Origin of the sequence: Bacillus sp. CH30_1T (genome assembly GCF_008364765.1) — a bacterium.
GTDB lineage: Bacteria > Bacillota > Bacilli > Bacillales > Bacillaceae_B > Rossellomorea.
Genome location: NZ_VTUY01000001.1, coordinates 218,241 through 243,655, shown reverse-complemented (window position 1 = coordinate 243,655; position 25,415 = coordinate 218,241). Strand labels below are relative to the sequence as shown.

The following is a 25,415-nucleotide window of genomic DNA, read 5'->3' as shown; positions in this document are numbered from 1 at the left end:
GGTTTAACGTAGAAGAGGTGTAGTGATGAAATACGTAATTGGTGTCGATCTGGGAACAAGTGCAGTGAAAATCCTGCTGGTGAATGAAACCGGGGAAGTCGTTCAGGAGATATCAAAGGATTACGCGCTAATCCAAGAAAGAACGGGTTACAGCGAACAGGACCCGAAAGCATGGGTGGATCAGACTGTTGCAGGACTGTCTCATCTCCTGCAAGGCTTTCAAGGCGATACGGAAGATATCGAAGGCATCAGCTTTTCCGGCCAAATGCATGGACTTGTACTCCTTGATGAGAACAATGAAGTGCTTCGCAATGCCATCCTCTGGAACGATACCCGGACGAGCGCCCAATGCAGACAGATATACGATGTCATCGGAGAAGAACGCTTGCTCTCGATTACGAAAAATCCTGCATTGGAAGGCTTTACGCTTCCAAAGCTCCTTTGGGTGAAGGAGCATGAGCCGGAAATCTATGAAAAGGCGAAAACCTTTGTGTTGCCGAAAGATTATCTCCGCTACAAGTTGACGGGGAAGCTGCATATGGACTATTCCGATGCAGCGGGAACGCTGCTGTTGGATATCGGGGAAAAAGTATGGAGCAAAGAAATCTGCGACCTTCTGGGAATTGACCCCGCGCTTTGTCCACCATTGGTCGATTCCTATGAGAAGACGGGCAGCATAAGCCCTGAAATCGCTGTATCGACTGGTCTATCCACTTCCACCCAAGTATTTGCCGGGGGAGCGGATAATGCGTGCGGCGCAATCGGTTCCGGAATATTAGAAGAAGGCAAGACTCTATGCAGCATCGGGACATCAGGGGTTGTGCTATCCTATGAATCCGGCAATGATAAGGATTTCGAGGGGAAGGTCCATTACTTTAATCACGGGGCCCCGGAAGCTTATTATACGATGGGCGTCACCCTTGCAGCAGGTTACAGCCTGAGCTGGTTCAGGAATGTGTTTGCCAAGGATGAGAGCTTTGAGGAATTGGTGAAGGAGGCAGGAACCGTGCCTCCCGGGTCTAACGGTTTGCTGTTTACACCGTATGTGGCGGGGGAACGGACCCCTCATGCAGATGCTGCGATTCGGGCGAGCTTTATCGGCATGGACAGCTCCCATGAACGAAAGGACTTTGTACGGGCAGTCATGGAAGGCATCACCTTTTCATTAAATGAATCCTTGGCGATCTTCCGAGGCAGCGGCAAGCAGATCGAGACGATTGTCTCCACTGGAGGCGGGACGAAGAATGAAGACTGGCTGCAGTTGCAGGCGGATATCTTCAACGCCAGAATCGTGAAGCTCTCGAGTGAGCAGGGGCCGGGAATGGGGGCAGCGATGTTAGCGGCCTATGGATGCGGCTGGTTCGATTCCCTGAAGGAATGTGCCAAAGAGTTTCTGAAAGTAGAGAAAGAGTTCATCCCGAATGTGGACAACGCAGAGATGTATAAGGAATTGTTCAATCTCTATCAGGAAGTATACGGGCAAACAAAATCGTTAAATGAAAAACTGGTAAACTATCGAAAATAATACCGACCGATGATAAGGCTGCTTCCGAAGAGAGATTCCATTGCTTCTGGAGGCCGCCTTTCTCGTCTGAAGGGAAGGAGAGAGAAGCATTGAAATATAATCAGCTGGGTAATACGGATCTGAATATAAGTGAATTAAGTTTTGGGACATGGGCCATCGGGGGTGCCTGGGGCAAGCTGGATGACCGGGAAGCACTGAAGGCATTGGACAAGGCGATGGATGCAGGGGTGAACTTCTTTGATACGGCAGATGTGTATGGGGACGGTCGTAGTGAAGAACTGCTTGCGAAATCGGTTAAAGGGAAGGCATCGATCCAGATCGCGACGAAATTTTGCCGCAGTGCCGATATCCATGACCCTCGGACCTATTCAATGGAAAGCGTGCGGGCATTCTGCGAGAACAGCTTAAGAAGACTCGACAGGGAAGCAATCGATATGTACCAGATACACTGTCCACCGATGGAAATCCTAAAGGAAGGCAGCGTATTCGAGGTTCTGGAAAGGCTGAAGGAAGAAGGCAAAATCCGTTACTACGGTGTGAGCGTCGAAACAGTAGAAGAAGGCATCTTCTGTCTCGAGCATACAAAGGCAAGCTCCCTGCAGGTCATCTTCAATCTGTTAAGACAAAAACCGTTGGAAAAGCTGTTTCCGATGGCGATGAAAAAGAAGGTCGGGATCCTTGCACGTGTACCGTTGGCAAGCGGACTATTAACCGGTAAGTTTACAAAAGACACGACATTCGAGAGTGATGATCATCGCAGCTTCAACCGCAACGGGGAAGCGTTCAATGTCGGGGAAACCTTTGGCGGATTGACCTTCGAAAAAGGGGTCGAACTGAGTGATGGGCTGAACTGGATCGAAAAGGAGAGAGGCAACCGTACCAGAGCCGCGATCAAGTGGATTCTTCAGCAGGAAGAGGTGTCAAGTGTCATTCCGGGTTTCAGAAGTGTCAAGCAAGTGGAGGATAACCTTAAGGCACTGAATGCAAAGGAATTCAGTCCCGAGGAACTGCAGACATTGAAAGATTTTTACGAAAAAGAGGTCCACTCCCATATTCGGGGAGCTTATTAAAGGAACCTCCAGCCTTTAGCTGGAGGTTCCTTTAATTCTCAGTTGAAAATGTAAATACAGTCCGCTGCTGATACCGTTCATTCGGAAGCAGGATGACAGAGGGCAGGCCATAATGATGGAGAGAGGCCGTCGGGTATTGTGTTTCAAAGCAGACGCCCAAATGCTTTCTCGACGTTCCTTCATGAAGCTCCAGTCCGTGTTGGAGATTATTCGTCGTGTACATGACCATGCCGGGTTGATCCGTCTCGATGGTCAGCACACGACCGCTCGTTTGTTCTTTCACTGTGACACTTTCTGACTTGCTGTGGTCAAGCAGGAAGTAGTGATCGTAGCCATGACCGGCTATGTCGTTTTGTTCCGTCCGCGCCGTTATACCGTCACTCAGTCGGCGGCCCATACGGAAATCAAATGGGGTATCCCCAGCATCCACCACCGTCCCAGTCGGGATCAACTCTTCATCGAGCTCAAGAAATTGATGGCTGTCGATCGTGACATGATGATGATGGATCGTCTCCTTTCCATTCCCGCTTAAATTAAAGTAAGCATGATTGGTTAAGGTAAGGGGAGTGGGCTGATCCGTCACTGCCTCATACTCGAGGATCAGTTCATTTTCATTTGTTAAAAGGTATGTGACAGACACATCGATCGTGCCGGGATATCCGCCCTCACGATCCTTACGGGAATATGAGAGAACCACCCCGACCCTGTCCTCATCCTGGAAGGGTTCCGTGTCCCAGAGGACCTGATGAAATCCATTTGAGCCTCCGTGTAAATGATTTTCTCCATCATTTGCTTCAAGCATATAGACATTCCCATCCAGTTCAAAGGCGGCACCCTGGATCCGGCCGGCAACAGGGCCGATCAAGGCTCCGAAGAAATGAGGATTCGTCTCGTAATCCTCCACCTGTTTATATCCGATAATCACATTTTCAATCGTGCCGTCCTGATCAGGCACCATCACCCTTGTGATGATGCCCCCGTAGTTTAATAGACTGACAGCCATTCCATGATCGTTCCGTAAGGTATATTCCTTCCAATCCCTTTGAAGATCCTTTATATCGATTTTCATGTTTTCCCCCCGTATGTATAGTATTCTCTTCATCTAGTAAAAGAAGCATCTGCCTTTCAACAGATGCCACATAATACGAAACTAAATTGCCTTAGATTTTGTTACAGAAGGCACTTTCCACAGGTCTTCCATTTGTTCAAGGGATTTTCCTTTGGTTTCAGGTACGAACTTCCACACAAAGATGGCGGAAAGAACACTCATCAATCCGTATATCCCGTACGTCATCCCGCCGCTGTATTCCATCATCATCGGGTACGTGGAGGAGACGAGGTAATTCGCTGCCCACTGTGATGCCACCGCGATGGCCACTGCCTGGCCGCGGATGCGGTTCGGGAAGATTTCTGAGATCAATACCCAGCAGATCGGACCCCAGGACATCATGAAGGATGCCGTGTACACAATGATAAAGATTAACGTGCTGATGCCGATGATATTCGAGAACGCAAGCCCCGCGACACCGAACATCCCGATCGCCATCCCGATCGAGCCGATGATCATCAATGGTTTGCGTCCCCAGCGGTCGACCGTCATGATCGCAATCACCGTAAAGACGACATTGACCAAGCCCATGACGATTGTCTGCATCATCGAAGCATCCTTTGCTGCCCCCATACTTTCAAAGATTCGGGGTGCATAATAAAGAGCCACATTAATCCCGACAAACTGTTGGAAAACGGAAAGCAGGATTCCGATGATAATGACGGTTTTCCCATAAGCAAAGGTGGAGAGCTTTTCAGTCGACACATTCACAGATTGCTTGATCTCCCGCAGAATCGACTTGGCAGACGCGGAGCCGTTGATTTTCGTCAAAATCGCCAATGCGCTTTCATCCTTGTTCTTAAGGGAGAGGTAACGAGGTGTTTCCGGTACAAAGAAAAGGAAAACGCAGAACAATATGGCCGGAATGGCTTCTGAAGCAAACATATATCTCCAGCCGACATCATTGATCCAATCCAGTGAATGCCCATTGGCGATTCCCCAGTTGACAAAATAAACGACAAGCATCCCGAATATGATCGCAAACTGATTAAATGAAACGAGTCGTCCACGAATCCCTGCCGGTGCGATTTCCCCGATATACATCGGTACGATGGCAGAAGCAAGGCCAACCCCGATTCCGCCGATGATCCGGTAAAGGTTAAAAGCAAGCAATAATCCCATCGTCGGTTCTCCTGCAGAGAAGAAGAGGAACTCCGGATAAGCAGACCCTAAAGCAGATAATAAGAAGAGGATCGAAGCAATGATCAACGACTTCTTACGTCCGAATCGTGATGAAAAGTAGCCTGAGATCACTCCCCCGATGATACATCCGATCAGCGCACTGGAAATCGTGGTGCCGTGAATAAATGAGCTTAAGCCGAGGCCATCAATCAAATAAGCCTCAATCGATTTCTCAGCCCCTGATATGACAGCCGTATCGTACCCGAACAGAAGACCACCGAGCGTGGCCACTAACGTAATAGAAAAAATGTAAAGTGAACTTTTTTGGTTTGTCATCATGTGTTGAGGCAGATCCCATTTCTTTCAACATGCTCGCGACAACGCTTACATTTTAGCACTGAGAGTGATAAAGCGTTTACAAATACGAGCATAATAGAGGACACTGCCGTTATTCCCCCCTTGCCTTTTGTTTGATTAGTATAGTAGTAGTTTCTTTATTATTCTGAATTATAGCAGACGAATAATAGTTTGTCTAATGGATGAACTAAGTGTTTTGTACCTAATTATATTTCTACTCCCCGCCATTTTAAATAGAAGAAGACAAGAATGTTTCCCACTATTCCGGAGGACAATAGATTCCTGGAAATCTTGACAGAATCGTGGCTTATCGGACTGCTTATCCATGGATTCATTTTTCAGACAGAAATTCTGGATTTTTTCGTAGCTGTAATACGCTAGATTTCTTATTAAAAATATTTCTCCCCGTAAGCAGGTAAGTAATCGTATGAGCCCAATTCCTTATTTCAATTTAATCCTTTCGCTCATAGTCTGCATAAACTCCCGTATTAAATAAAAAAAGCCAATTCAAAATAAGAGTTTTTTCATAAATTTCACTAAATTTTGCTTATGTTGTGAGTGGAAGGTTTAGAGAGAGTGAGAGTAATTACCTATACAGAGAAATATAAACCTTCGAAAAACCCCGATAGCCGATTGCTCTTTTTATTAGGAAAATAGTAAAAAGTGGTATGCACTATTTTCTGATTGAAGGGAGGTGAGTGGTTTTTTTTGCATGATGGCAAAGTACGTTCTGTTACCATGATTGCCATTCCTGTAAATATCCCAAGCACTAGCAAAACAGGATTTGGGCATACTCAGCACCTATGAGACTACTAGATATGTAAAATATTAAGTAATTGAAAAGGGTGAGAAAATGAAGGGTTCATTGAAAAGAAGATTATCGGTCGTAATCATGTTTGTACTACTTATTAGCAGTTTCGTTACACCAGCTGGTGCTCAATTTTATCAGTCGAAACAGGAGCCAGTACAGTTTAAGGGAAAAGATAAAGATCAGCTTTTTTCTGACTTGACAGCAGGAGAAGATAACCACCCGTTATATGGGCAGGATTCGACGACGATCAATCCAAATGAAAAGGTTCGTTTAATCGTTGAAGTAGAGGTGAATGAGAAAGCGAAATCAGCACCTGAACAGCTGGTGGAGCAAGTGAAAAATACGTTTATGAAGAAGAGAGGTGGCGACACTAAAGTCTTACATACGTATTCCACAGGCTTCTATGGTTTCAGTATGGAAATGAAGAGGGAAGAAGCTATGAACCTGAAAGAAGCTGAAGGCGTAAAAGATATTCGCCTCGCTAAAACGTATGAACACATGGACGTAAAGAGCAATGAACTTGTCGAAGCCATGAATGTTTGGACAAAATATAATTACAGCGGTGACGGAATGGTCGTTGCGATTGTAGACTCAGGAATCGATTATCGTCATGAGGCCTTGAAGCTTTCAGAGAAAGGGAAGAAGAAAGCCAAGTTTAATGAAGAGAATGTTCAAGCGGAACTTGATGACACAGAAGTAAATGATGTTTGGTATACAGACAAAGTACCGACAGGCTATGACTGGGCAGATAAAGATAATAATGTCATCCCGGCTAGTGATTCCCACGGAACACATGTGGCTGGAATTGTAGGGGCATATGAAGAAACTCAGCAGAAAGCAGTCGGGGTATCTCCAGACGTTCAATTATTAGCTGAAAAAGTCTTCTCTGATACAAGAGGTTTTGCATACGATGATGACATCGTAGCTGGTATTTATCATGCGGTAGAGCTTGGGGCCGATGTTATCAACTTAAGCTTAGGTTCAGATGCAGGGATGGTTGATCCAAACGATCCTGTTCAACGTGCAATTGAATATGCGACAGAACAAGGGGTCTTAGTCGTTGCGGCTGCAGGTAATGCTTCCTATAGCACGAAGCAAAACTTACTGGAAAGATCTCTATTACCATTAGCCAAAAATCCAGATATCGGACTTGTCGGTGACCCTGGAGTAACTCCATCTGCTCTTCAGGTTGCTTCTTCTGAAAATGACATGATGAGAATCGATACGATCGAGCTAAATGATGGAAGTTTACTCGGGTATCAACTTCAGCCAAGTTCTAAAAAGCTGATTGATTCTTTGGAAGCAGATAAAGAATATGAATTGGTCTTTGTTGGTGATACCTCTAAAGGAGCTTTAGAAGGGTTAGACTTACAAGGGAAAATCGCTGTGGCACAATATGATCAAGCGTATGATATTTATTCATCAGCTCAATTCAATGTCAATAGAGAAGGAGCGATTGCTCTTATTCTAATTCCAGCAAATGAACATGGACCTTATGCCACTGTACGCTTTTCTCCTTACACAATCCCAGCAGTGACAACGGATATTAACAAGTCTGTTCAGGTAGCAGAGAGGCTGCAAAGCGGAGAAAAGATTACTGCTAAGTTATCAACCGAAGTACTTTGGGTACAAAACCCTGCTAACGAGCCAATGTCAAATTTTTCTTCCTATGGTTCACCAACAGATCTAAGCTTTAAGCCGGAAATCACAGCTCCAGGTGGGAAAATAAGCTCTACTGTTCTAAACAATCAGTATGAAACGTGGAATGGAACGTCGATGGCGACTCCTCATGTTGCGGGAGGGGCAGCACTGCTTCTGCAGAAATACTACCAGGAGTTAGGACTTCCGAAAAATGAAGAAACAGTATTGAAAGCTAAAATGGCTCTAATGAACACGTCTGAAATTTTAAAAGATCCGAATGGTGAAAACGTACCATATTCACCAAGGCGCCAAGGATCCGGGCTCATGAAAATTGAGCAGGCAGTGGAGACGCCTTATCTATTGAAACAAACAGGGGCGCAGCTTGAGCAGGCAGCTTCTGTTGCACTGAAAGAAGTAGAAAACAACTTTAAATTTTCGTTAACAGTAGATCCACTTGAAGGCAACGTATTCAGCGTATTTCAGGATGAAACGGCAAACCCTGACGATTCCGAAATTACGTTCCAAGTGAGCGATAAATCAATGGGAAATCTGAACTTTGAGACTAAGTTTTTAGAAGGATCCAACATCCGGGAACATGCTTCTCTGAAAATATTAAACTCAAGTTCAGAGGATAAGAATTTTACGTCCTCAATTGAATATTCGGAACTGTCCAATGATGCGGAAAAGAATGGAGTACAGTTTTCCGTTTCGAACAAGGTAAAAGTGAAAGCTGGAAAGTCGAAGAAAACAAATGTTTTCTTATCTGTGCCAAAAACAGCGGGTGAAGGTATTTATGAAGGATATATCACGTTTGTAAATGAAGAGGATGATACAGAGAAATATCAAGTACCTTTTGCTGTTAATGTAGCAAAGCCGACAGAATATGACGTATATGTTGATGTATTAAAGGATGGTACTGTGACGAAGGAATTCGATTTTAACGAAGATGGTAATGTCGACGAAAGCAACGAGTACCTTACTCTATCCAGCGAACGAGTAGAGAACGCATCCGTTAAAGTCAATGGGAAGAAAATAAGCGATCAAAATGGAACAACGATTTCAATGAAAGACAAAGACGTAGAATTAAACGTTTCGGTAGAACTTCCAGAGGAATTCCGAGACAATCAGTTTGTAGAAGGATTTGTAAGACTTGTACCTAAGAACGAAGAGACACCTTCTTTAACAATGCCTTATATGGGCTTCTACGGCAACTGGGATTCCATTGATAATATTGATGAAAGTCCAGTTAATGGAGACCCATACTTAGGTTATACAGTGTTATGGAATGACATGCTTCAGTATCCGTTAGGCTTTGATTTGTATACAAATTCATTTGATCAAGAGAAGGTAGGCTATTCCCATAAATCGCTTCCGACTGGTATGTACCCTTCATTTACGGCGTTTCGAAATCTGAAGGAGATGTCTCTAAAGGTTGAAGATGAACAAGGAAACGAGGTTGCTCATATCACGAATTTTACTGAATATACGGAAGATGGAAGTCCTTTTTCCTTCAGGAAGAATATTATGAGCTATGGGGATTATTACTATGGCTTTGATGGATTGTTTTGGAGTGGAAAGGATGACGAAGGGAATAATCTCCCAGACGGAAAATATTACTATGTATACGAAAGTACATTAAATTATGAGGGAGCAGAATCACAGCAAACCAAAATCCCGTTTAAGATCGATTCTGTTTCACCAGATGTAGAAAATATAAAGGTAACCGATCAACCTGACGGGACATATAAAATTACCTGGGATGTAAAAGAAGAAAGTGACTATCTTGGAAGTATACTTTGGATAAATGATCATGATTCTATATATGATTTAATGGAAAGTGGTGAAAAAGAGTATATTACGAGTGTTAAACCTGAGACTGTCATGGTGTTAGCAGTTGATAATTTCTATAATACAGGTTTCGGTTATGCTGGAAATGAGGAGTTACTGCATGCTGGACCGTTCATCCAATGGTGGCATGTTTCCGGTACAAACGTAAACGAAAACAAGCCTGCCAGTATCACAGTCTTCGGTTATAACCGAATGGATTGGCATATTGAAATTTCCGATGCGGAAGGTCATGTAGTAGAATATGTGGATATTGAAAATGAGCACTCCCTATATGGATTAGAGTGGAATCCAAGTACTGAATATCCTGATGGAGAGTATTATGTAACAGTAACTGGTACGGATGATAAAGGTTTCTCCTTAACATCTGAACCGGAGACCATAACAGTAAAACACTAAGAAAAAGTTGAGGCTGGAACAAAAATGTTTTAGTCTAACTAATACCCGAACTAATTTGCATTCTAAGAGGCAAATTAGGTTCGGGTTTTCAATTTGTTCAAATGGACATTTAGATTTAGCCCTTTCCAGCGGTTGATTGGAGTGCAAGACGAAGACTCCTGCGGGAAGAGTAACTTATGCGAGACCAGGCTTGCCGAGGAGGCTCACGGGCTACCCGCGGAAAGCGTAGTCTTGTACGGAAATCATTAGCGGTATTCAGTGCCTACACTGAAATGTTCGTCTTTATGTGGTGGTTTTTTAGTTTTGTCCCAGCCTAATTTAACATGTAGTCAGGTTCTTCACTCGAGATTAAGATCCACCAACCATGAAAATACCTCCACACATTTATCTTGCATTACCCCAAATGACAAACAACAAAAATAAGTCTTTAGGACTATGTCAGCAAAACTTATTTGGTTATATAGAACTGAATCAAATGGACAGGTTCGTACGTGTTGCAGCAGCAAAACCCCGATTTACAGTGTATTAGGCACCATGCTAACATTCAGAGTGAATAGTTAGATTATTCGAAAAAGAATAAAAAAAGGAGTTGACTATCGAAAAGTATTGGTAATAATTTACTAGTTGCATTGAGTTGTCATTCTGAAAGAGAAAAAACGGGAATTGTCGGTTTAGGTTGAAAAAAGGCTAAAGGGGGAAAATTTTAGTGAAGTCTACTACTTTAAAGGGAGTAGCGTCAGCTGCTTTGAGTGCAAGTTTATTGATGACTCCAATGAGTTCGATGGCAACGGGGTTAGATTACTTGAAAAAGGCTCCAAATGATCAAACGGGAATTTCGGATGTGGAAGGTGCATTGAAGGGCCTGACAGAGCAGCAAAGATTGCAGTTTGATAACTTATATTCGGATGAAGCATCTAAATTACGTATTTCATCCGATGTCAATCTAAATAATGATGAAGACTTGGATATTATCGTTCAGTTTCAAGTAGACCCTGCAGCTGTACAGGTCGCAAATGAGAAAGCAAAAGGAAAATCCGTTTCAGCGCTGCGACTGGAAGATGCTCAGGAAAAAGTGGAAAAGTCCCATAAAGAGTTTAAGGAAAAAATCAACCAATCAAAATCAGCAAAAAAGAGTAAGATTAAGAAGGAATATAAAAATGCGTTTAACGGAGTTTCGATGACACTTCCGGCAAAAGAGGTATTGGAACTCATCGAACTGCAAGAAGTTAAAGCTGTTTGGATAGATCAAGAGATACAGCTAGACCTTCCGGTAGATGATAAAAAGGATATTTCTCCACAGATGAATGATAGTATTCCTTTCTTGGGAGTTGATGGACTTCATGATGAGGGAATCAATGGTGAAGGGATAAAAGTAGGAGTCCTGGATACTGGTATTGATTATAATCACCCAGATTTAGAGGATGTGTACAAAGGCGGTTATGACTTTGTAGATAATGATGATGATCCAATGGAAGCTACTCATGAAGAGTGGAAAGGTCTGGATCCTGCTTCATGGCCGGAAACATGGAATGGCTCTCCATATTGGACATCTCATGGGACACATGTATCCGGCATTATTGCAGGCCAAGGTCAAAATGATTCTGAACATACTATCACAGGTGTTGCAAACGGAGTGGATTTATATGCTTATCGTGTGTTAGGACCTTATGGCTCGGGGTCTACTGGTTCTGTTCTGGCTGGTATTGATAAAGCGGTTCAAGATGGGATGGATGTTATTAACCTGTCGCTTGGAGCTACAGTAAATGATCCTCTTTATCCAACATCCGTTGCATTAAATAATGCCATGATTGCAGGAACAGTAGCGCTGGTAGCTGCAGGGAATTCTGGTCCGAATGACTATACAGTGGGTTCTCCTGGAACATCACCATTAGCCATAACAGTGGGTGCCAGTGATGTTTCTGTCAGTATTCCTACTGCAAAAGGCGAAATGGGGGAAGATTCATATAATCTTCAATTAATGGCAAAGCATTTTGATGACAATATAGCCGAATTGACGAATACATCCCTTGAGGTAGTGGATGCAGGTTTAGGTTATGCCGAGGATTTTAGTGGGAAAGATTTTTCTGGTAAATTAGCATTGATTGAACGCGGTACACTTTCTTTTAATGAAAAAATTGCAAACGCAAAAAATGCAGGAGCGAGTGCAGTCATCATATGGAATAATGTTGACGGAGAGCTTTCCTACTATTTTGGTGAAGGTATTGATTACATACCTGCTTTCACTTTGACGAAGGAAGAGGGGGAAAGACTAAAAGGTCTTTTAACTGAAGAGAAAATGTTTACATTTAAGGAAATCAGTGAGATCAAAACTGAAGGAGATAAATTAGCGGACTTCAGTTCTCGTGGACCATCCTTAAAAACCTACGATATTAAACCTGAAATTACAGCACCAGGTGTTAGTATCCTATCGACAGTACCAGGTTATATTAACGATAAGGAAAATCCTTCAAATTACCAATATGCGTATGAAAGATTATCTGGAACTTCCATGGCCACACCATATGCCGCCGGTGTTGCTGCCATGATCCTTCAAAACAACCCTGACTATTCACCATATGATGTGAAAACGGCATTAATGAATACGGCAGACGATTTAAGTGAAGATTACAGTGTATTTGAAGTAGGTGCCGGCAGAGTTGACCCAACTAATGCTGTTCATTCTGAAGTGAAACTTCAAGTAATGGATGAAACGATATCTTTAGATGAATCTTTTAATGAAATTGTCATTGATGATATCACAGGAGCCATTGCTTTCGGGTATCATTATAAACAAAAAGATTCATCAACGGCAGATGGCAGAACAGTAGAATTAGAGAATGATAGTGATAAAAAGAAAGATTTTAATGTAAATGTAGAACTATTGTCTTCTGATATTTCAGGTGCAAATAATGCAGAAACAAATGGCCTTGTCATTACTGTAAATGACAAAGTCTCTGTAGAGGCTAACAGTAAGGTTGAAATGACGCCAAGTATTGAAGTGCCGAAAGAAGCAGAGGCAGGAACATATGAAGGCTATATCCATTTTACAAATGCGGATAACGAACACGAGAAATATCAAATTCCTTTCTCCATAATCGTGGCTGATAGAGGAATAAATTATTCAGTCGACCGACCTGCGTTTGCTTCAGACGCCAGCATGTATCATGCACATATGAGCGTCCCTGCAACGTTCTTAAATGTTGGTTTGAGAAGTCCGATGGAAACCATGGATTTAGTCGTAAAAGATGGAGATACAGGTGAATATCTAGGGTATCTAGGCTGGATTGATACGGAATTCTTAAACGAACAGCTGGGTGTTGACTTTTTAGTACCATTTGTCTTCGGTAGTGGAGCATACTACCCGTTTACAGGGGACGAAGAAAACCCAATAAGTGAGGAAATGGTGTTGGCGCCTGATGGAGCATATGAACTTGAAATCATCGGGACAAATGAAGAAGGTGAAATGTTTAAGCCATCAGATTATGTATTCATTGATAATCAAGTGCCGGAAATAACAATGGAAAAAGAGCCCGGCGTTTATGAAATTGAGTACAACAAGGATGATGAGCAAGGGATCAGTTGGTTTAATGGAAAGATCTACGATTCAAACGTAGATGTTATGAAAGAAAAAGGAATAAAGGAAATAAGGAATAATCTGGATGGACAATTAAGTCCTGTTGACCAAGGATTGAATACGGTTGTGGGCTATGATAGTAAGGGCTGGGGCTTCCCGACTCATTATTTTACTCCTGAAGCGGACGGAAGCTTTAAGTTCGGTGTTACTCCAGAAGAAGTAGCTAACGGTCAATACGTTGACTTTGGTTTCTATGGATTTGATGCAGCCACAGCAGGAGATCAAGGCAAGGGTATGCATAAATATTACTTCATAGAAAAAGGCGGAAAATATGCTAAGGCTGATCTTGATAAGGACGAACTGTACTTGGGTGATGAAGTAACTGTGACTTTAACGATGAAAAATGTAGAGAAGCTAATTGGTGGAGAGTTTAAACTTAGTTACCAAAATTCATACTATGAGTTCGTTGATGCACAAGTAAACCCGGAATTTAAGAAATTCGCAGATGAAAAGAAATTAAGCACAAGAGTGGAAGTTGGCGAAATCAAACATGACCTTTGGGAGAATCAAATCCCTGTTAGTGCATTTTTAGAAGGGGAATCATTAAAAGGGGCAGATGGCGATATGCCTATTCTGGATGTTACCTTCAAGGTCACGAATGACGAGTTTTATGATTATATTTCTTCATTTAATTTTACAGAAGCTAAATATCATAAATCTGGAGAAGAGGAAGTTGTACAAGTTCCAGGCTTTATTACAGATCAGTTAGAAATAGTGCCTAAACACTCTGTTGTCTGGGGATATTTAGGACCTGAAGCATTCCTTCATGAAGAAGGGTGGGTAAATGTAGATTTACATGATAAAGATGTTAAAATTACTGCAACCTCACCTGATGGAACTAAATATGAAGGTGAGCTGATCGAATCATCTAAATCAATATTTGAAATTCACGGTATTCCAGCATCTGAAGAGACCTATAAGGTAGTGGTGAAAGTACCAGGACACTTTGAATCCCACACGACAGTTACTGTAGGTGAAGAGGTGAATGGCGATGTATTGGGAGTAAAAGAAAGAATGTATCCGGGATTGCAATTAGCCGGAGATGTCGATGGAGATAATATAATTGACATTAATGACGCCATTATTTCAGTATTCTCTTATGGAAAAGAAGGCGTAGGAGTAAATAAAGGTGACATTAATCAAGATGGAAAAGTGGATGAAACGGATCTTCGTTTCATTGAAAAGAATTTCTTAGAAAAAGGACAAGGTGCTAAAAAGAACAAAAAGCCAAAAGAAAAGCATGGAAAAGTTACTTTAGAGAAATTATTCCGTTCCGTTGGATTGGAATTAAATCAATAGTAATGTAGAGAAGGCTGAAAGGGCATTTTATAAGCCCTCTTTCAAGAGACTTATTATTGAAAGCTTTACAAGAGACTAAATCAAATTTTTTCACCTCCCTTTTTCCCTACATTGAATAAGGGAGGTTTTCTTTCGTTCTCATTTTCCATTTGAAGCAGCATGTGAATCAACTCCCTGGCATGTGGGAGTGATAGTTAGAAAAGTGTATAATGGTTACTAAATGGGCAATTACACTTTCCCTTATTACAAAAGTGAATAAATGGTCTTAAAGGCAGAATGGGAGGGCTCGGATGATTGAGGGGAATATCATAAAGTTTTATCGTGAGAAAGCTAAATTAACACAAAAAGAGCTAGGTAGTGGAATTTGTTCTGTTACTCATTTAAGTAAAATTGAACGAGGGTTAACAGAGTATTCCTCTGAAACGATCCTGCACATTGCCGATCGTTTGGGTATCGATTTGAACAAGGAGCTTGCGAAGCTTTACGAAATCAAAGAGCTTCTTGATCGCTGGCATGAAGTGATGATTAAAGAGGGGCTCCCAGAAGTCGAAGTTATCAAGAAAGAACTTGAAAATGCGCCGTTACTTCACATTTCCAACTATAAACATTTCTACAGTTTGCTCCAGATAAGATACGAACTCATTCATTATAATCTTGACAAAGCACAGGAGATCATAAATGATGTCCGGAAAATCGAATTTCATTTATCCGATTATGAGAGGAACTTGCTTAAACAAATACTAGGGATGTATTACATAGCGAAAAGCGATTATGTCAAAGCAATCGATACGTTAAAAACAATCAAGCAAAATGAATACAATAATCCTGAATATTATTATCATCTTGCTGTTGCCTATCATAATCTTAACTCTCAAATTATGTGCTACCACTATGCAGAGAAAGCATTGAACTATTTTAAGAAAAGTAACAACTTTCTTAGAGTGATCGATACTGAAATGCTCATGCTAGTCCAACTCCAATTTGATCAGCACCATGATTTCAAAGAAACTGTAAAACAATATGAAGCGTTAATTGAAAGCTGTGTCACTTGTAATGCCATCAGAAGAAAATCGAAGCTATTACATAATTTAGCGTTCCTCTATTATGTTAGAAAGAATTATCAAAAGGCAAGCGAGCTATATAAAGAATCATGCAGTATAAAGAATAAGAAGTCGAGTGAATACTTATTGTCTTTTGAAGGCTATATCCGCTGCTCGTTTGAGGCAGGTTTATTATCAAAGGCAAAATTGATACAGTTGACCAATGAGGGATTACGCATAGCGACGGAAATGCACCAGGAATTATTTATGATCCTGTTCAACCTATTATTGTATTTAATCAAAGGAAGACAAGATCAGTATTTTCATTATTTATATACAGAAGGTCTGCCTTACTATAGAAAGTATGGATTTGCCTATTTAGTTCAACGCTCAGAGAAGGAACTATTTCATTATTTTTATAAAAAGAATGAAGTAGAAAAGGCATTGGAACTGGCCTTTCTCTCATTTAATAAGGATGAAGCTGTTGACGGTGAGTCAAAGTGAACAAATGGGACTATACTGCTTACGATGTGAGAATAGAAGAGGAATATAGGTTATAGGGGATACAGATTCAATATTGATTGAAGGGTTTAAAAAGCCGAAGAAATTCAAGGGAACTTTTCAATAGGCTCTTTTCGCAAAGATTGTTGTTTTCTAACATAGGATCTGCCAGGGCTCAGGTAACCAGTTTGTGCTGGATGGTGAGGGGAACTGCTCCTCTTGCAGTTGGCGTTCGGCCGAGCCTCCTCAGCTTCCGGAGTCTCGGCACGCTCGTACTTCCGCAGGAGTCTGCGCAGTTCCCCTCACCATCTTTAAGAGAATTTACGTGACAGAGCTTAATGGTGTGCAAGAAGAACAATGTAATTAGAAAACAGAAATCCTCATTAAAAGGAAATCATTCTCTACTCACCTAAAATGAGGTTGTTTGAAAATGTTCTTGTTTTTATTTATTTCTTTTAATGCTCAGAAAGTTGATTGTAGCGGAAGGTGCTCGACTCCTGCGGGAATAGCGGGAAAGTTGAGACCCCACAGGGCAAAGCCCGAGGAGGCTCAACTCACGCCCCGCGGAAAGCGAGCACCTGGAGCGGAAATCAACCATTACTCGCTTTTTCAAAAGCAACAAAATTTAAAAAACAGGCTTTCATTAAGAATTGAATGGGGCATAGAGTTAGCTGATGAGCCTCTTCCCAAAAAACGATTGCCCTAGCAGTATTCCTCTGCTATGATTATCTTACTTATAAATGAAATGGAGGTTTTCCTGTTGACAGCATCAATCAGATTGCGTTTCCCGCTTTTCACTCGTTAATTGAATACGTTTGAAGGCTCTGCCTATGTTCAGAGCAATGGGATTGATCTGTCTATTTTTAAGGAAACCTGTATTTGTCGGTATTTTTAAAGAGGGGAGGAGTCTCCCCTCTTTTTTGTGTCTTTAAAAATTAGTAGGCAAGGCTTGTTTTTATACTAAATAATAGAAATGAGTTGGTGGGAAATGAACAAAGTAAATCAAAATCATAAGGAGAATTGGTTAAGGAATATCATTCTCTTTCTAAGCAGTCAGACGATCTCATTATTCGGGTCGTCCCTGGTACAATATGCGATCATGTGGCATATCACGTTAACGACGGAGTCCGGTTTGATGATGACGTTGTTCATCATTTGCGGGTTTATTCCGACCTTCCTTTTGTCCCCGGTAGCGGGTGTCTGGGCGGATCGGTATAACCGGAAGCTGCTGATTGTTTTATCGGATGGACTGATCGCGACTTCAACGCTGGTTCTCGCGATTCTCTTCTTAATGGGATACGATTCAATTTGGCTTCTGTTTGTCATGGCAGCGGTCCGGGCGCTTGGAACAGGGATTCAGACACCAGCTGTCGGCGCGATTTTGCCGCAGATTGTTCCAAAGGAGAAGCTGACGAAGGTGAACGGGGCAAATGGAAGCATTCAAGCTGTCATTATGTTCGTGTCCCCAATGGTCAGTGCCGCATTGCTTGGGATGGCATCGATTGAAATCATCTTCTTCATCGATGTCATTACGGGAGCCATTGCAATCATCACATTGCTGGCCTTTTTAAAAATCTCGGTGCATGAGAAGGCTGCGGGCAAACAAACAACAAGCTACTTCAGTGACTTCAAGCAAGGCTTGCAATATGTCAACAGCCATGGGTTCCTGAAGAAGTTCTTCCTGTTTTTCTCCATCTTTTTTGTTCTGATGGCACCTGCGGCCTTTCTGACTCCGTTGCAGGTTACCCGGAGCTTCGGTGACGATATTTGGAGATTGACGGCCATCGAAATTGCCTTTTCCATCGGGATGATGGCAGGCGGAGCCATCATAGCTTCCTGGGGCGGGTTTAAAAATAAGATTGCCACGATGACCTTCGCAAGTCTGATAATGGGATTCTGCACCTTTGCCCTTGGTATCGTTCCGGTCTTTTGGTTCTATCTCGTATTCATGGCTTTATTCGGAGTAGCCATGCCGATTTTCAATACACCGACAATGGTGTTACTGCAGGAGAAAATCGAAGAGAATTACTTGGGAAGAGTCTTTGGGGTCATGGGGATGATCTCCACCTCGATGATGCCGATTGGAATGCTGATATTCGGACCCTTAGCAGATATCATCGCCATTGAATGGCTCCTCATCGGAACAGGCGTATTGACCATCCTCCTTTCCGTCATGTTGGGCCGCGACCAAGTGTTGATCGAAGCAGGGAAGCCTGCCCCTGCGCTTGAATAAATGGAATCTGTATTACCTGTTAAAAAGAGCTGTCATTGTGGCAGCTCTTTTTTCTGTCATGAAATAAAGGAACAGCAATATTTAGGGAGAATACTTATACTAAACAGGAGCATTCGTTCCAGATGTATTGGATGCAATACAGATAATTTGAGAGGGGGGAACAGGAACATGACCAATAACCCAACACCAGAAAGTGAATTGCCTAAGATGAGTAAGCCCGCGAACCGTGAACTTCATAACGCCGGATTTTATCGCCTTGAGCAGTTTACCAGCGTGTCGGAATCCGATATTCTGAAGATTCATGGGGTAGGACCGAAAGCAGTTCGAATTCTGAATGAGGCTCTGAAAGAAAAAGGGATGTCTTTTGCCAAAAAATCATAAACAGGCTTTGATGAAAAAGTGGGATTCATATAAGTCATTTTAGTAATGATAAGATGGACAACCTATATAGTAAAGGAAGTGGATAGAATGGATTCACAAACGGTAATGCAAGAGCTGGAAGCGCTGGGCAAGGAACGATCGAAGAAAATGTACATATCCAATGGTGCCCACGAGCCGGTCTTTGGCGTCTCGACAGGTGCGATGAAACCAATCGCCAAGAAGATCAAGAAGGATCAGGCGTTGGCTGAGGAGCTTTATGCTACAGGGAATTACGACGCCATGTACTTTGCAGGCGTCATTGCCGATCCGAAGGCCATGACGGAGGCAGACTTTGACCGTTGGATCGACGGGGCGTACTTTTATATGCTGTCCGATTACGTGGTGGCGGTCACATTGGCAGAAGCGGACATTGCCCAGGACGTTGCCGATAAGTGGATCGCAAGCGGGGAAGAGCTGAAGATGTCAGCGGGATGGAGCTGTTACTGCTGGTTGCTAGGGAATCGCAAGGACGAAGAGTTTTCTGAAACGAAGCTTGCAGGAATGCTTGAGAAAGTGAAAGAGACCATCCATGATGCGCCAGAACGGACGAAATCGGCGATGAGTAATTTCGTCACGACAGTCGGAGTTTCTTATGTACCTCTTCATGATGTGGCTCTTCAGACAGCAAAAGAGATTGGACCGGTGGAAATGGTACGGGAGAAGAAAAAGAACAGTATCCTGAAGGCTGCCGATGATATTCAGAAGCAAGTGGAGAGTGGGAAGATCGGCTTTAAGCGGAAGTATGTAAGGTGTTAATTGACTTGGAACACTAAATCGGGAACCATCCCTACCCTACGGGAATAGAGTCCACGTGGACAGGTCCCTTGGCCCCATTTTGATGCCTGCCCCCGATACGTTGTTTTAACGTACCGGGGGCAGGCATCGTGAGCGAGGATGACCTATCGTCACTTTTGCTGTCGTGATATCCATTTGAGGAGGAAAGCTTATGAACTTTGAATTAAATGAAGGAATCGAGGTCTTGGAGAGAACCCCGAAGACCCTTGAATGTTTCCTTGCCGGATTGTCGAAAGGATGGTTGGAGTGTGATGAAGGAGATGGGACCTGGAATGCCATTCAAGTTGTAGAGCATTTAATCGAAGGAGAGAAACACAATTGGATACCGAGATTGAAGATGATCTTTCAAGAGGGGGAAAGTACGGTGTTTCCTGTTTTTGATCGTTTTTCACATTTAGAAGAGGGCACCTCCAAAAGTCTTGAAGAGAAGATATTGGAGTTTGCTTCGCTCAGAGCTGCGAATGTGAATGAGTTAAAAGAGTTAGTGGCCAACCCCCAGCATTCCCTTGATGCAACGGGTATGCATCCTGCTTTCGGGAAGGTCAGCGCCCGTGAACTAATCTCCACTTGGGTAGTGCATGATTTGACCCATCTTTCTCAAATTGTAAGGGTATTTTCCAATCGTTATATGGAAGATGTGGGACATTGGAAAGAATATTTAGGGGTATTGAACTCTTAAACATGAGTGACTCTTCGGATTCGTCAAAACAAATGGAGGGAACAACATGAACAAAAAAATATCATTGATTCGATCAACACAATTAGCTGATGTTGATTATGCATACGCTGCAAGAGTACCTTCGGACAGGGATCTCCTTTTTTTAGCCGGAGCCTGTCCTCTTAACAAAGAAGGGGAAGTTCCTCATATCAATGATTACGAACTTCAAGCCAAACTGTGTGTGGAGAATATGAAGGAAGTACTGAAAGAGAGTAGTGCCTCCTTGAAAGACGTCGTATATACCCGGGTACTAGTAGCATCTCAACATCAGTCTGATTTAGTAACGGCTTGGAACGCGATAAGAAAAGAGTTTGGAGATCATGACGTCCCCAGTACGTTATCAGGAGTGACTGTACTCGGCTACACACATCAATTGGTGGAAATCGAAGCGATTGCTGCAGTGGGAAAAGGTACAAATGTAAAGTAGTAGGAAGTCGATTGAGATGCTCCAATAGGGGACAGATCCAGGCAGCCTAGCCAATTACACAAACGGATTTGATCATGTCAGAATGGTGAATTGATGTCAACGACAGGAAACTTGTACGGAAATTAATAGGAAAGAAGAGTCTATAATGGGCTTATCTATTTATAAAGTTAATTTTCATGATTATCCTCCGAAATAAATCGGGGGATTTTTTTTTATCCCAAATTCCTTTTAATTTCTTGTTGTGATAAATTCCCTCTTCATAAATTAAGATCCTACTTTTCTCGCAAAATATTTCGAACAGAATAGATTTCATCAGTATGTCACTTTATCCATTACTCAGACTACCATTGCATTTTTTCTGGTTAAGGATGAAATTAGTATTTATTATAACCGTAATATGCTGTGCATCAGTCGAAAACCAACGGATCTTGTATCTTTGGAATAAATCCTTAGTTTTAAAGAGAAACTAAATGTGAGCAAGCTTATTTAGGAGGTTTGTTTAGTGGATTTTCTTCATAAGGTCATTGGATTCCTTCCCGATTTCAACGTATACATCTATGCCATACTAACGTTGATCGTACCCATTATCATCATGAAAATAAAGACCTTACTTATTGGTGCATTGAATCAACCTGACTCACCAAAACAGAAGGAATCACCCCTTATGATTTCAAGTGATTTATCTAATAATATATCGATGATCAATGAAATGCTGGGGGAAAATAACGATATCATAACACGAGAATTTTTCATTAATGATTCAAGGGCTTCGATCATTTTCACGAGAGGGTTAGTGGATACAACTATTATTAACAATAATATCTTAGACCCTCTTATGTTCAACGCTAAAAATGACGAGAGGATTCCTTATTCCCTTAAAGAAATGCTTCCAGTGAGTGAATGTCATGAGGAATCGGACATAAGTATCATCACCTCCCATATTTTAAGAGGGGAAACAGCATTGCTTCATGAGAAATCTAATATGGCAATCATTTTAAAAACAAGTGAATCAAAAGATCGGAGTATTGAAGAACCTGTAACCGAGCAGGTAGTGAGAGGTCCTAGAAATGGTTTTAATGAAAATATAAATGAGAATCAAGCACTTCTAAGAAAAGCTGGTGTAAATAAGGATCTAAGGTTCATTAGCCTTCAAGTTGGAGAACGGTTTAAAAAGGAACTAGTCATCGCCTATATAGAGGGAATTGCCAATGAAACAATCATACAGAACGTTAAGGAAAAGATTGAATCTATTCACATCGATAATGTTCCAGAATCTGGATATATAGAAGGGTTAATTGAAGAGAGTACTTTCTCACTTTTCCCGCAAATTCAAAGCACGGAACGACCTGATCGAGTGATCGCTGCATTGGCAGAGGGTAGAGTCGGCATATTACTGGATGGTACCCCCTTTGTCTTGATTGCTCCAGTAACTATCAATATGTATCTGCAATCACCAGAAGACTATTATGATCGATGGATTCCGGGCTCTTTGATTCGGTTATTACGATATACTGCTGCTTTCATATCAGTCTTCACTCCGGCTTTATATATTTCCTTTGTCTCATTCCATCAGGGTTTAATTCCGACAAATCTAGCCATTTCCATTATCGGTTCTCGTGAGGGAGTCCCATTTCCAGTTCTCATTGAGGCTCTGTTAATGGAAGTTTCTATCGAAATATTAAGGGAGGCAGGGTTGCGTTTACCAAAACCTATCGGTCAAACCATTGGGATCGTCGGGGGGCTGGTGATTGGAGAAGCTGCGGTGCAAGCAGGTATTGTTAGTCCGGTTACAGTCATTGTTGTGGCGATAACGGCCATCTCTTCCTTTTCACTCCCACAATATACTTTAAGTATTTCATTACGAATATTAAGATTTATAGCCATGTTTTTAGGTGCTACTCTGGGACTCTACGGTGTAATCGTCTTTTTTCTTTTTTTCTGTATTCACCTTGTCCGTTTGAAAAGCTTTGGAATTCCTTTCCTCGGTCCAGCAGTACCGTACCAAGTCAGCGATTGGAAAGACTTTTTAATCAGGCTGCCGATCCAATCAATGAAAAGGAGACCCGAAATTCTGAAGCCTGGCGATAAAATGAGAAAAGGCTAGTCATAGACTTCACTTATTGAAAGGACTTGTACTGAATGAATTTGAATCAAAAGGAACGAATTAGTCCTACTCAAGCGATAATCCTCATCATTAACTATATTCTTGGAGTCGGAATATTAACGTTGCCAAGGTCAGCTGCTGCTGAAGTAGGGACGCCTGATATCTGGATAACCATTATTATCAGCAGTATTTTTCCCATCATAGCAGGGATGGTCATTTTAACCCTCAATAACAGATATCCTAACAAAACTTTTTTTCAGTATAGTCGAGAAATTGTCGGGAGAATACTCAGTGTCATCCTTGGGGTAACAATGAGTATTTATTTCATCACACTCACCAGTTTTGAAGTCAGGGTAATGGCTGAAGTTATCGAAACCTATTTGCTCGAGGGGACTCCCATTCAAGTATTAATTGTATTGTTTCTTTGGCTTGCCTTTTATTTAAATACGGATGGAATTAATTCCATAGCACGTGTGTTCCAAGTTATTTTTCCCCTTACCGTCATCGTTTTCATCTTAATTGCGACAATGAGTTTGGGTTTATTTGAAATCAATAATCTACGCCCTGTTATGGGAGATGGAATCCTCCCCGTGTTAAAGGGCGTTAAAACAACCTCTCTCTCATACATTGGAATTGAGTTAATGATTATTTTATCGGCCTACTTAACTGAACCCAAGAAAGGGAAAAAGATTGTCTTTATTGGAGTATTACTACCGACGATTTTTTACCTGATTACAGTCATTATTGTCATAGGTGCGTTATCAATAGATGGGGTAAGCAATCTGACTTGGCCAACTATTTCACTCATCAATGCGTTTGAATTTCCAGGCATATTTTTTGAACGCTTTGACTCGTTGTTTTTGATCGTATGGATTTTACAAATATTCGCTACAATCTCCATCACGCTTTATGCTGCCTCTCTTGGTTTTTCACAATTATTTAACAAGGATATAAAGATGTTTCTGCTTGTCTTTCTTCCCATCGTATTGATCATCTCGATGGTTCCGAATAATATATACCAATTATTTGCATTAGGAGATATGCTCGGAAATGCTGCAATCCTTTTATTTGGTGTACTGCCAATCCTATTACTAGCAGTCTCTTTCTTAAGGAGGAAATTCAATTGAAGCATCTTACATATCTTTTCATCTTCTTACTCACTGTTCTAATGTTAACAGGATGTTGGAGTTCTAAGGATATTGAAAAATTGGACCTTCTATTGGGCGTTGGGATAGATGAGGGTGAGAGTAATAGTAATGAGTATTCAGAGGAGGATTTAATTAATGTGACCTTTCAACTCGTGAATGTGTCCGGAAATCAATCTTCTAACACGTATTCAGGTGATGCAAAGCCTTTTGTCAATGTGAATGAAACAGGTGAATCATTACTTGAGACCGCACGGGAAGTTTTACTAAAACGAAAAAACACTTTAAACGGGCAACATCAAAGACTGGTTGTATTAAGCAGTAAAGTAGCCCAAAAAAGAAATATTAGAGAATTATTAGATTTCTTCATTCGTGACCCCGAAGCCAGGATGAGTTGCTTAATCATGGTTACGGATGGATTGTCTAGTGACATCATGAACATGGAAACGAATGGAATTCCTTCGGTTCATATTAATGAGGTCTCAGATCATATTGAAAAATCGAATAAGCTAATCGAACCCATGTCTCTTTCGAAAATCAACGCAACGATGGAGGCAAAATCTAGTTTTTTGTTACAAAATATAGAGAAGAGAAATAATGAAATCGTCCTCACCGGCGCAGCTGTGATTAAAGGAGATACTCTCACTCAAATCGGGTTCTTAAATGAAGAAGAATTGGTAGGAATGAATTGGTTAACCGCTTTAACAGATGGAGGAATCGTAAAGGTAAGGGAAGAAGGCAGCAACAAACCGATTACGTATGAGCTTGAAACCATCAAGCGTAAAGTTAAACCTATACTAGAGAATGGACGAATGTCCTTTCAAGTTGATACAAAAGTAAGCGGGGACATATCTGAATTGATCACAGAAACAGATGAACTCACAAAGAAAGAGAATATAAAGGATTTAGAAAAAAAAATACAAGAAAAAATCGAAGGACAAATAAAAAATAGTTTAGAGAAAATCCAACAGGAATTAAAAGTAGACGTCATAGGATTTCACGATTATGTGAGAATTCAACACCCAGACTATTGGAAAAGCCATAAAAATGAATGGGACAAAACTTTCAGTCAAGCAAACATCGAATATCAAGTAGATGTCCAAATATCTACGTTGAATATGCATATAAGTGAATAATGAAAATGCATTTCGTATTTAGGTTTGTTTTGCACAGCCTTTCTTCATTCAGTTCTGTCATCAACTCTTCAAGGCTTTTGTCGGA

General features: G+C 41.6%; 15 protein-coding genes. 13 read left to right on the top strand and 2 right to left on the bottom strand.

Annotation, left to right across the window (positions count from 1 at the left end):
• Positions 1 to 25 precede the first annotated feature (25 nt).
• Positions 26 to 1,525: a xylulokinase gene (gene xylB, locus F0342_RS01080; RefSeq protein WP_149154215.1), complete on the top strand. Its 1,500-nt coding sequence runs from the start codon at positions 26 to 28 to the stop codon at positions 1,523 to 1,525.
• A gap of 89 nt (positions 1,526 to 1,614) precedes the next feature.
• On the top strand, positions 1,615 to 2,595 hold the full coding sequence (locus F0342_RS01075; protein WP_149154214.1) for an aldo/keto reductase: 981 nt from the start codon (positions 1,615 to 1,617) through the stop codon (positions 2,593 to 2,595).
• A 31-nt stretch (positions 2,596 to 2,626) separates the two neighbouring features.
• Here the strand turns inward: F0342_RS01075 and F0342_RS01070 are convergent, their stop codons facing one another.
• Positions 2,627 to 3,664, bottom strand: coding sequence for an aldose epimerase family protein (locus F0342_RS01070; RefSeq protein WP_149154213.1), 1,038 nt, complete (start codon positions 3,662 to 3,664; stop codon positions 2,627 to 2,629).
• 81 nt (positions 3,665 to 3,745) lie between these two features.
• Positions 3,746 to 5,161, bottom strand: coding sequence for a D-xylose transporter XylE (gene xylE, locus F0342_RS01065; RefSeq protein ID WP_149154212.1), 1,416 nt, complete (start codon positions 5,159 to 5,161; stop codon positions 3,746 to 3,748).
• 874 nt (positions 5,162 to 6,035) lie between these two features.
• On the opposite strand from xylE, the gene F0342_RS25600 reads away from it, so the two are divergent.
• The 11 genes from F0342_RS25600 (at position 6,036) to F0342_RS01010 (ending at position 25,330) form a co-directional block, all read left to right on the top strand.
• The gene (locus F0342_RS25600) at positions 6,036 to 9,878 is read left to right on the top strand and encodes a S8 family serine peptidase (RefSeq protein ID WP_149154211.1); all 3,843 of its coding nucleotides are present in this window, start codon (positions 6,036 to 6,038) and stop codon (positions 9,876 to 9,878) included.
• A gap of 706 nt (positions 9,879 to 10,584) precedes the next feature.
• Entirely contained in the window at positions 10,585 to 14,811 is a 4,227-nt protein-coding gene (locus F0342_RS01055) for a S8 family serine peptidase (protein ID WP_149154210.1), read from the top strand.
• Positions 14,812 to 15,101: 290 nt separating this feature from the next.
• A complete protein-coding gene (locus F0342_RS01050) occupies positions 15,102 to 16,355 on the top strand; it encodes a helix-turn-helix domain-containing protein (RefSeq protein WP_149154209.1) in 1,254 nt (417 codons plus the stop codon).
• Between the two features lie 985 nt (positions 16,356 to 17,340).
• Entirely contained in the window at positions 17,341 to 18,585 is a 1,245-nt protein-coding gene (locus F0342_RS01045; RefSeq protein ID WP_149154586.1) for an MFS transporter, read from the top strand.
• A 168-nt stretch (positions 18,586 to 18,753) separates the two neighbouring features.
• Positions 18,754 to 18,966 carry a helix-hairpin-helix domain-containing protein gene (locus F0342_RS01040; RefSeq protein WP_149154208.1) on the top strand — a complete coding sequence of 71 codons (213 nt, stop codon included), beginning with the start codon at positions 18,754 to 18,756 and terminating at the stop codon, positions 18,964 to 18,966.
• An 87-nt stretch (positions 18,967 to 19,053) separates the two neighbouring features.
• Entirely contained in the window at positions 19,054 to 19,761 is a 708-nt protein-coding gene (locus F0342_RS01035; protein WP_149154207.1) for a DNA alkylation repair protein, read from the top strand.
• Between the two features lie 190 nt (positions 19,762 to 19,951).
• Complete coding sequence (locus tag F0342_RS01030) at positions 19,952 to 20,479, top strand: DinB family protein (protein ID WP_149154206.1); 528 nt, start codon at positions 19,952 to 19,954, stop codon at positions 20,477 to 20,479.
• Positions 20,480 to 20,525: 46 nt separating this feature from the next.
• On the top strand, positions 20,526 to 20,945 hold the full coding sequence (locus tag F0342_RS01025; protein WP_149154205.1) for a RidA family protein: 420 nt from the start codon (positions 20,526 to 20,528) through the stop codon (positions 20,943 to 20,945).
• A gap of 592 nt (positions 20,946 to 21,537) precedes the next feature.
• Positions 21,538 to 23,049, top strand: a complete 1,512-nt coding sequence (locus F0342_RS01020) for a spore germination protein (protein ID WP_149154585.1) — start codon at positions 21,538 to 21,540, stop codon at positions 23,047 to 23,049.
• A 35-nt stretch (positions 23,050 to 23,084) separates the two neighbouring features.
• Positions 23,085 to 24,176 carry a GerAB/ArcD/ProY family transporter gene (locus F0342_RS01015; protein ID WP_149154204.1) on the top strand — a complete coding sequence of 364 codons (1,092 nt, stop codon included), beginning with the start codon at positions 23,085 to 23,087 and terminating at the stop codon, positions 24,174 to 24,176.
• Positions 24,173 to 25,330: a Ger(x)C family spore germination protein gene (locus F0342_RS01010; RefSeq protein ID WP_149154203.1), complete on the top strand. Its 1,158-nt coding sequence runs from the start codon at positions 24,173 to 24,175 to the stop codon at positions 25,328 to 25,330. Before F0342_RS01015 ends, F0342_RS01010 begins: the two co-directional genes overlap by 4 nt.
• The last annotated feature ends 85 nt before the right edge of the window (positions 25,331 to 25,415 follow it).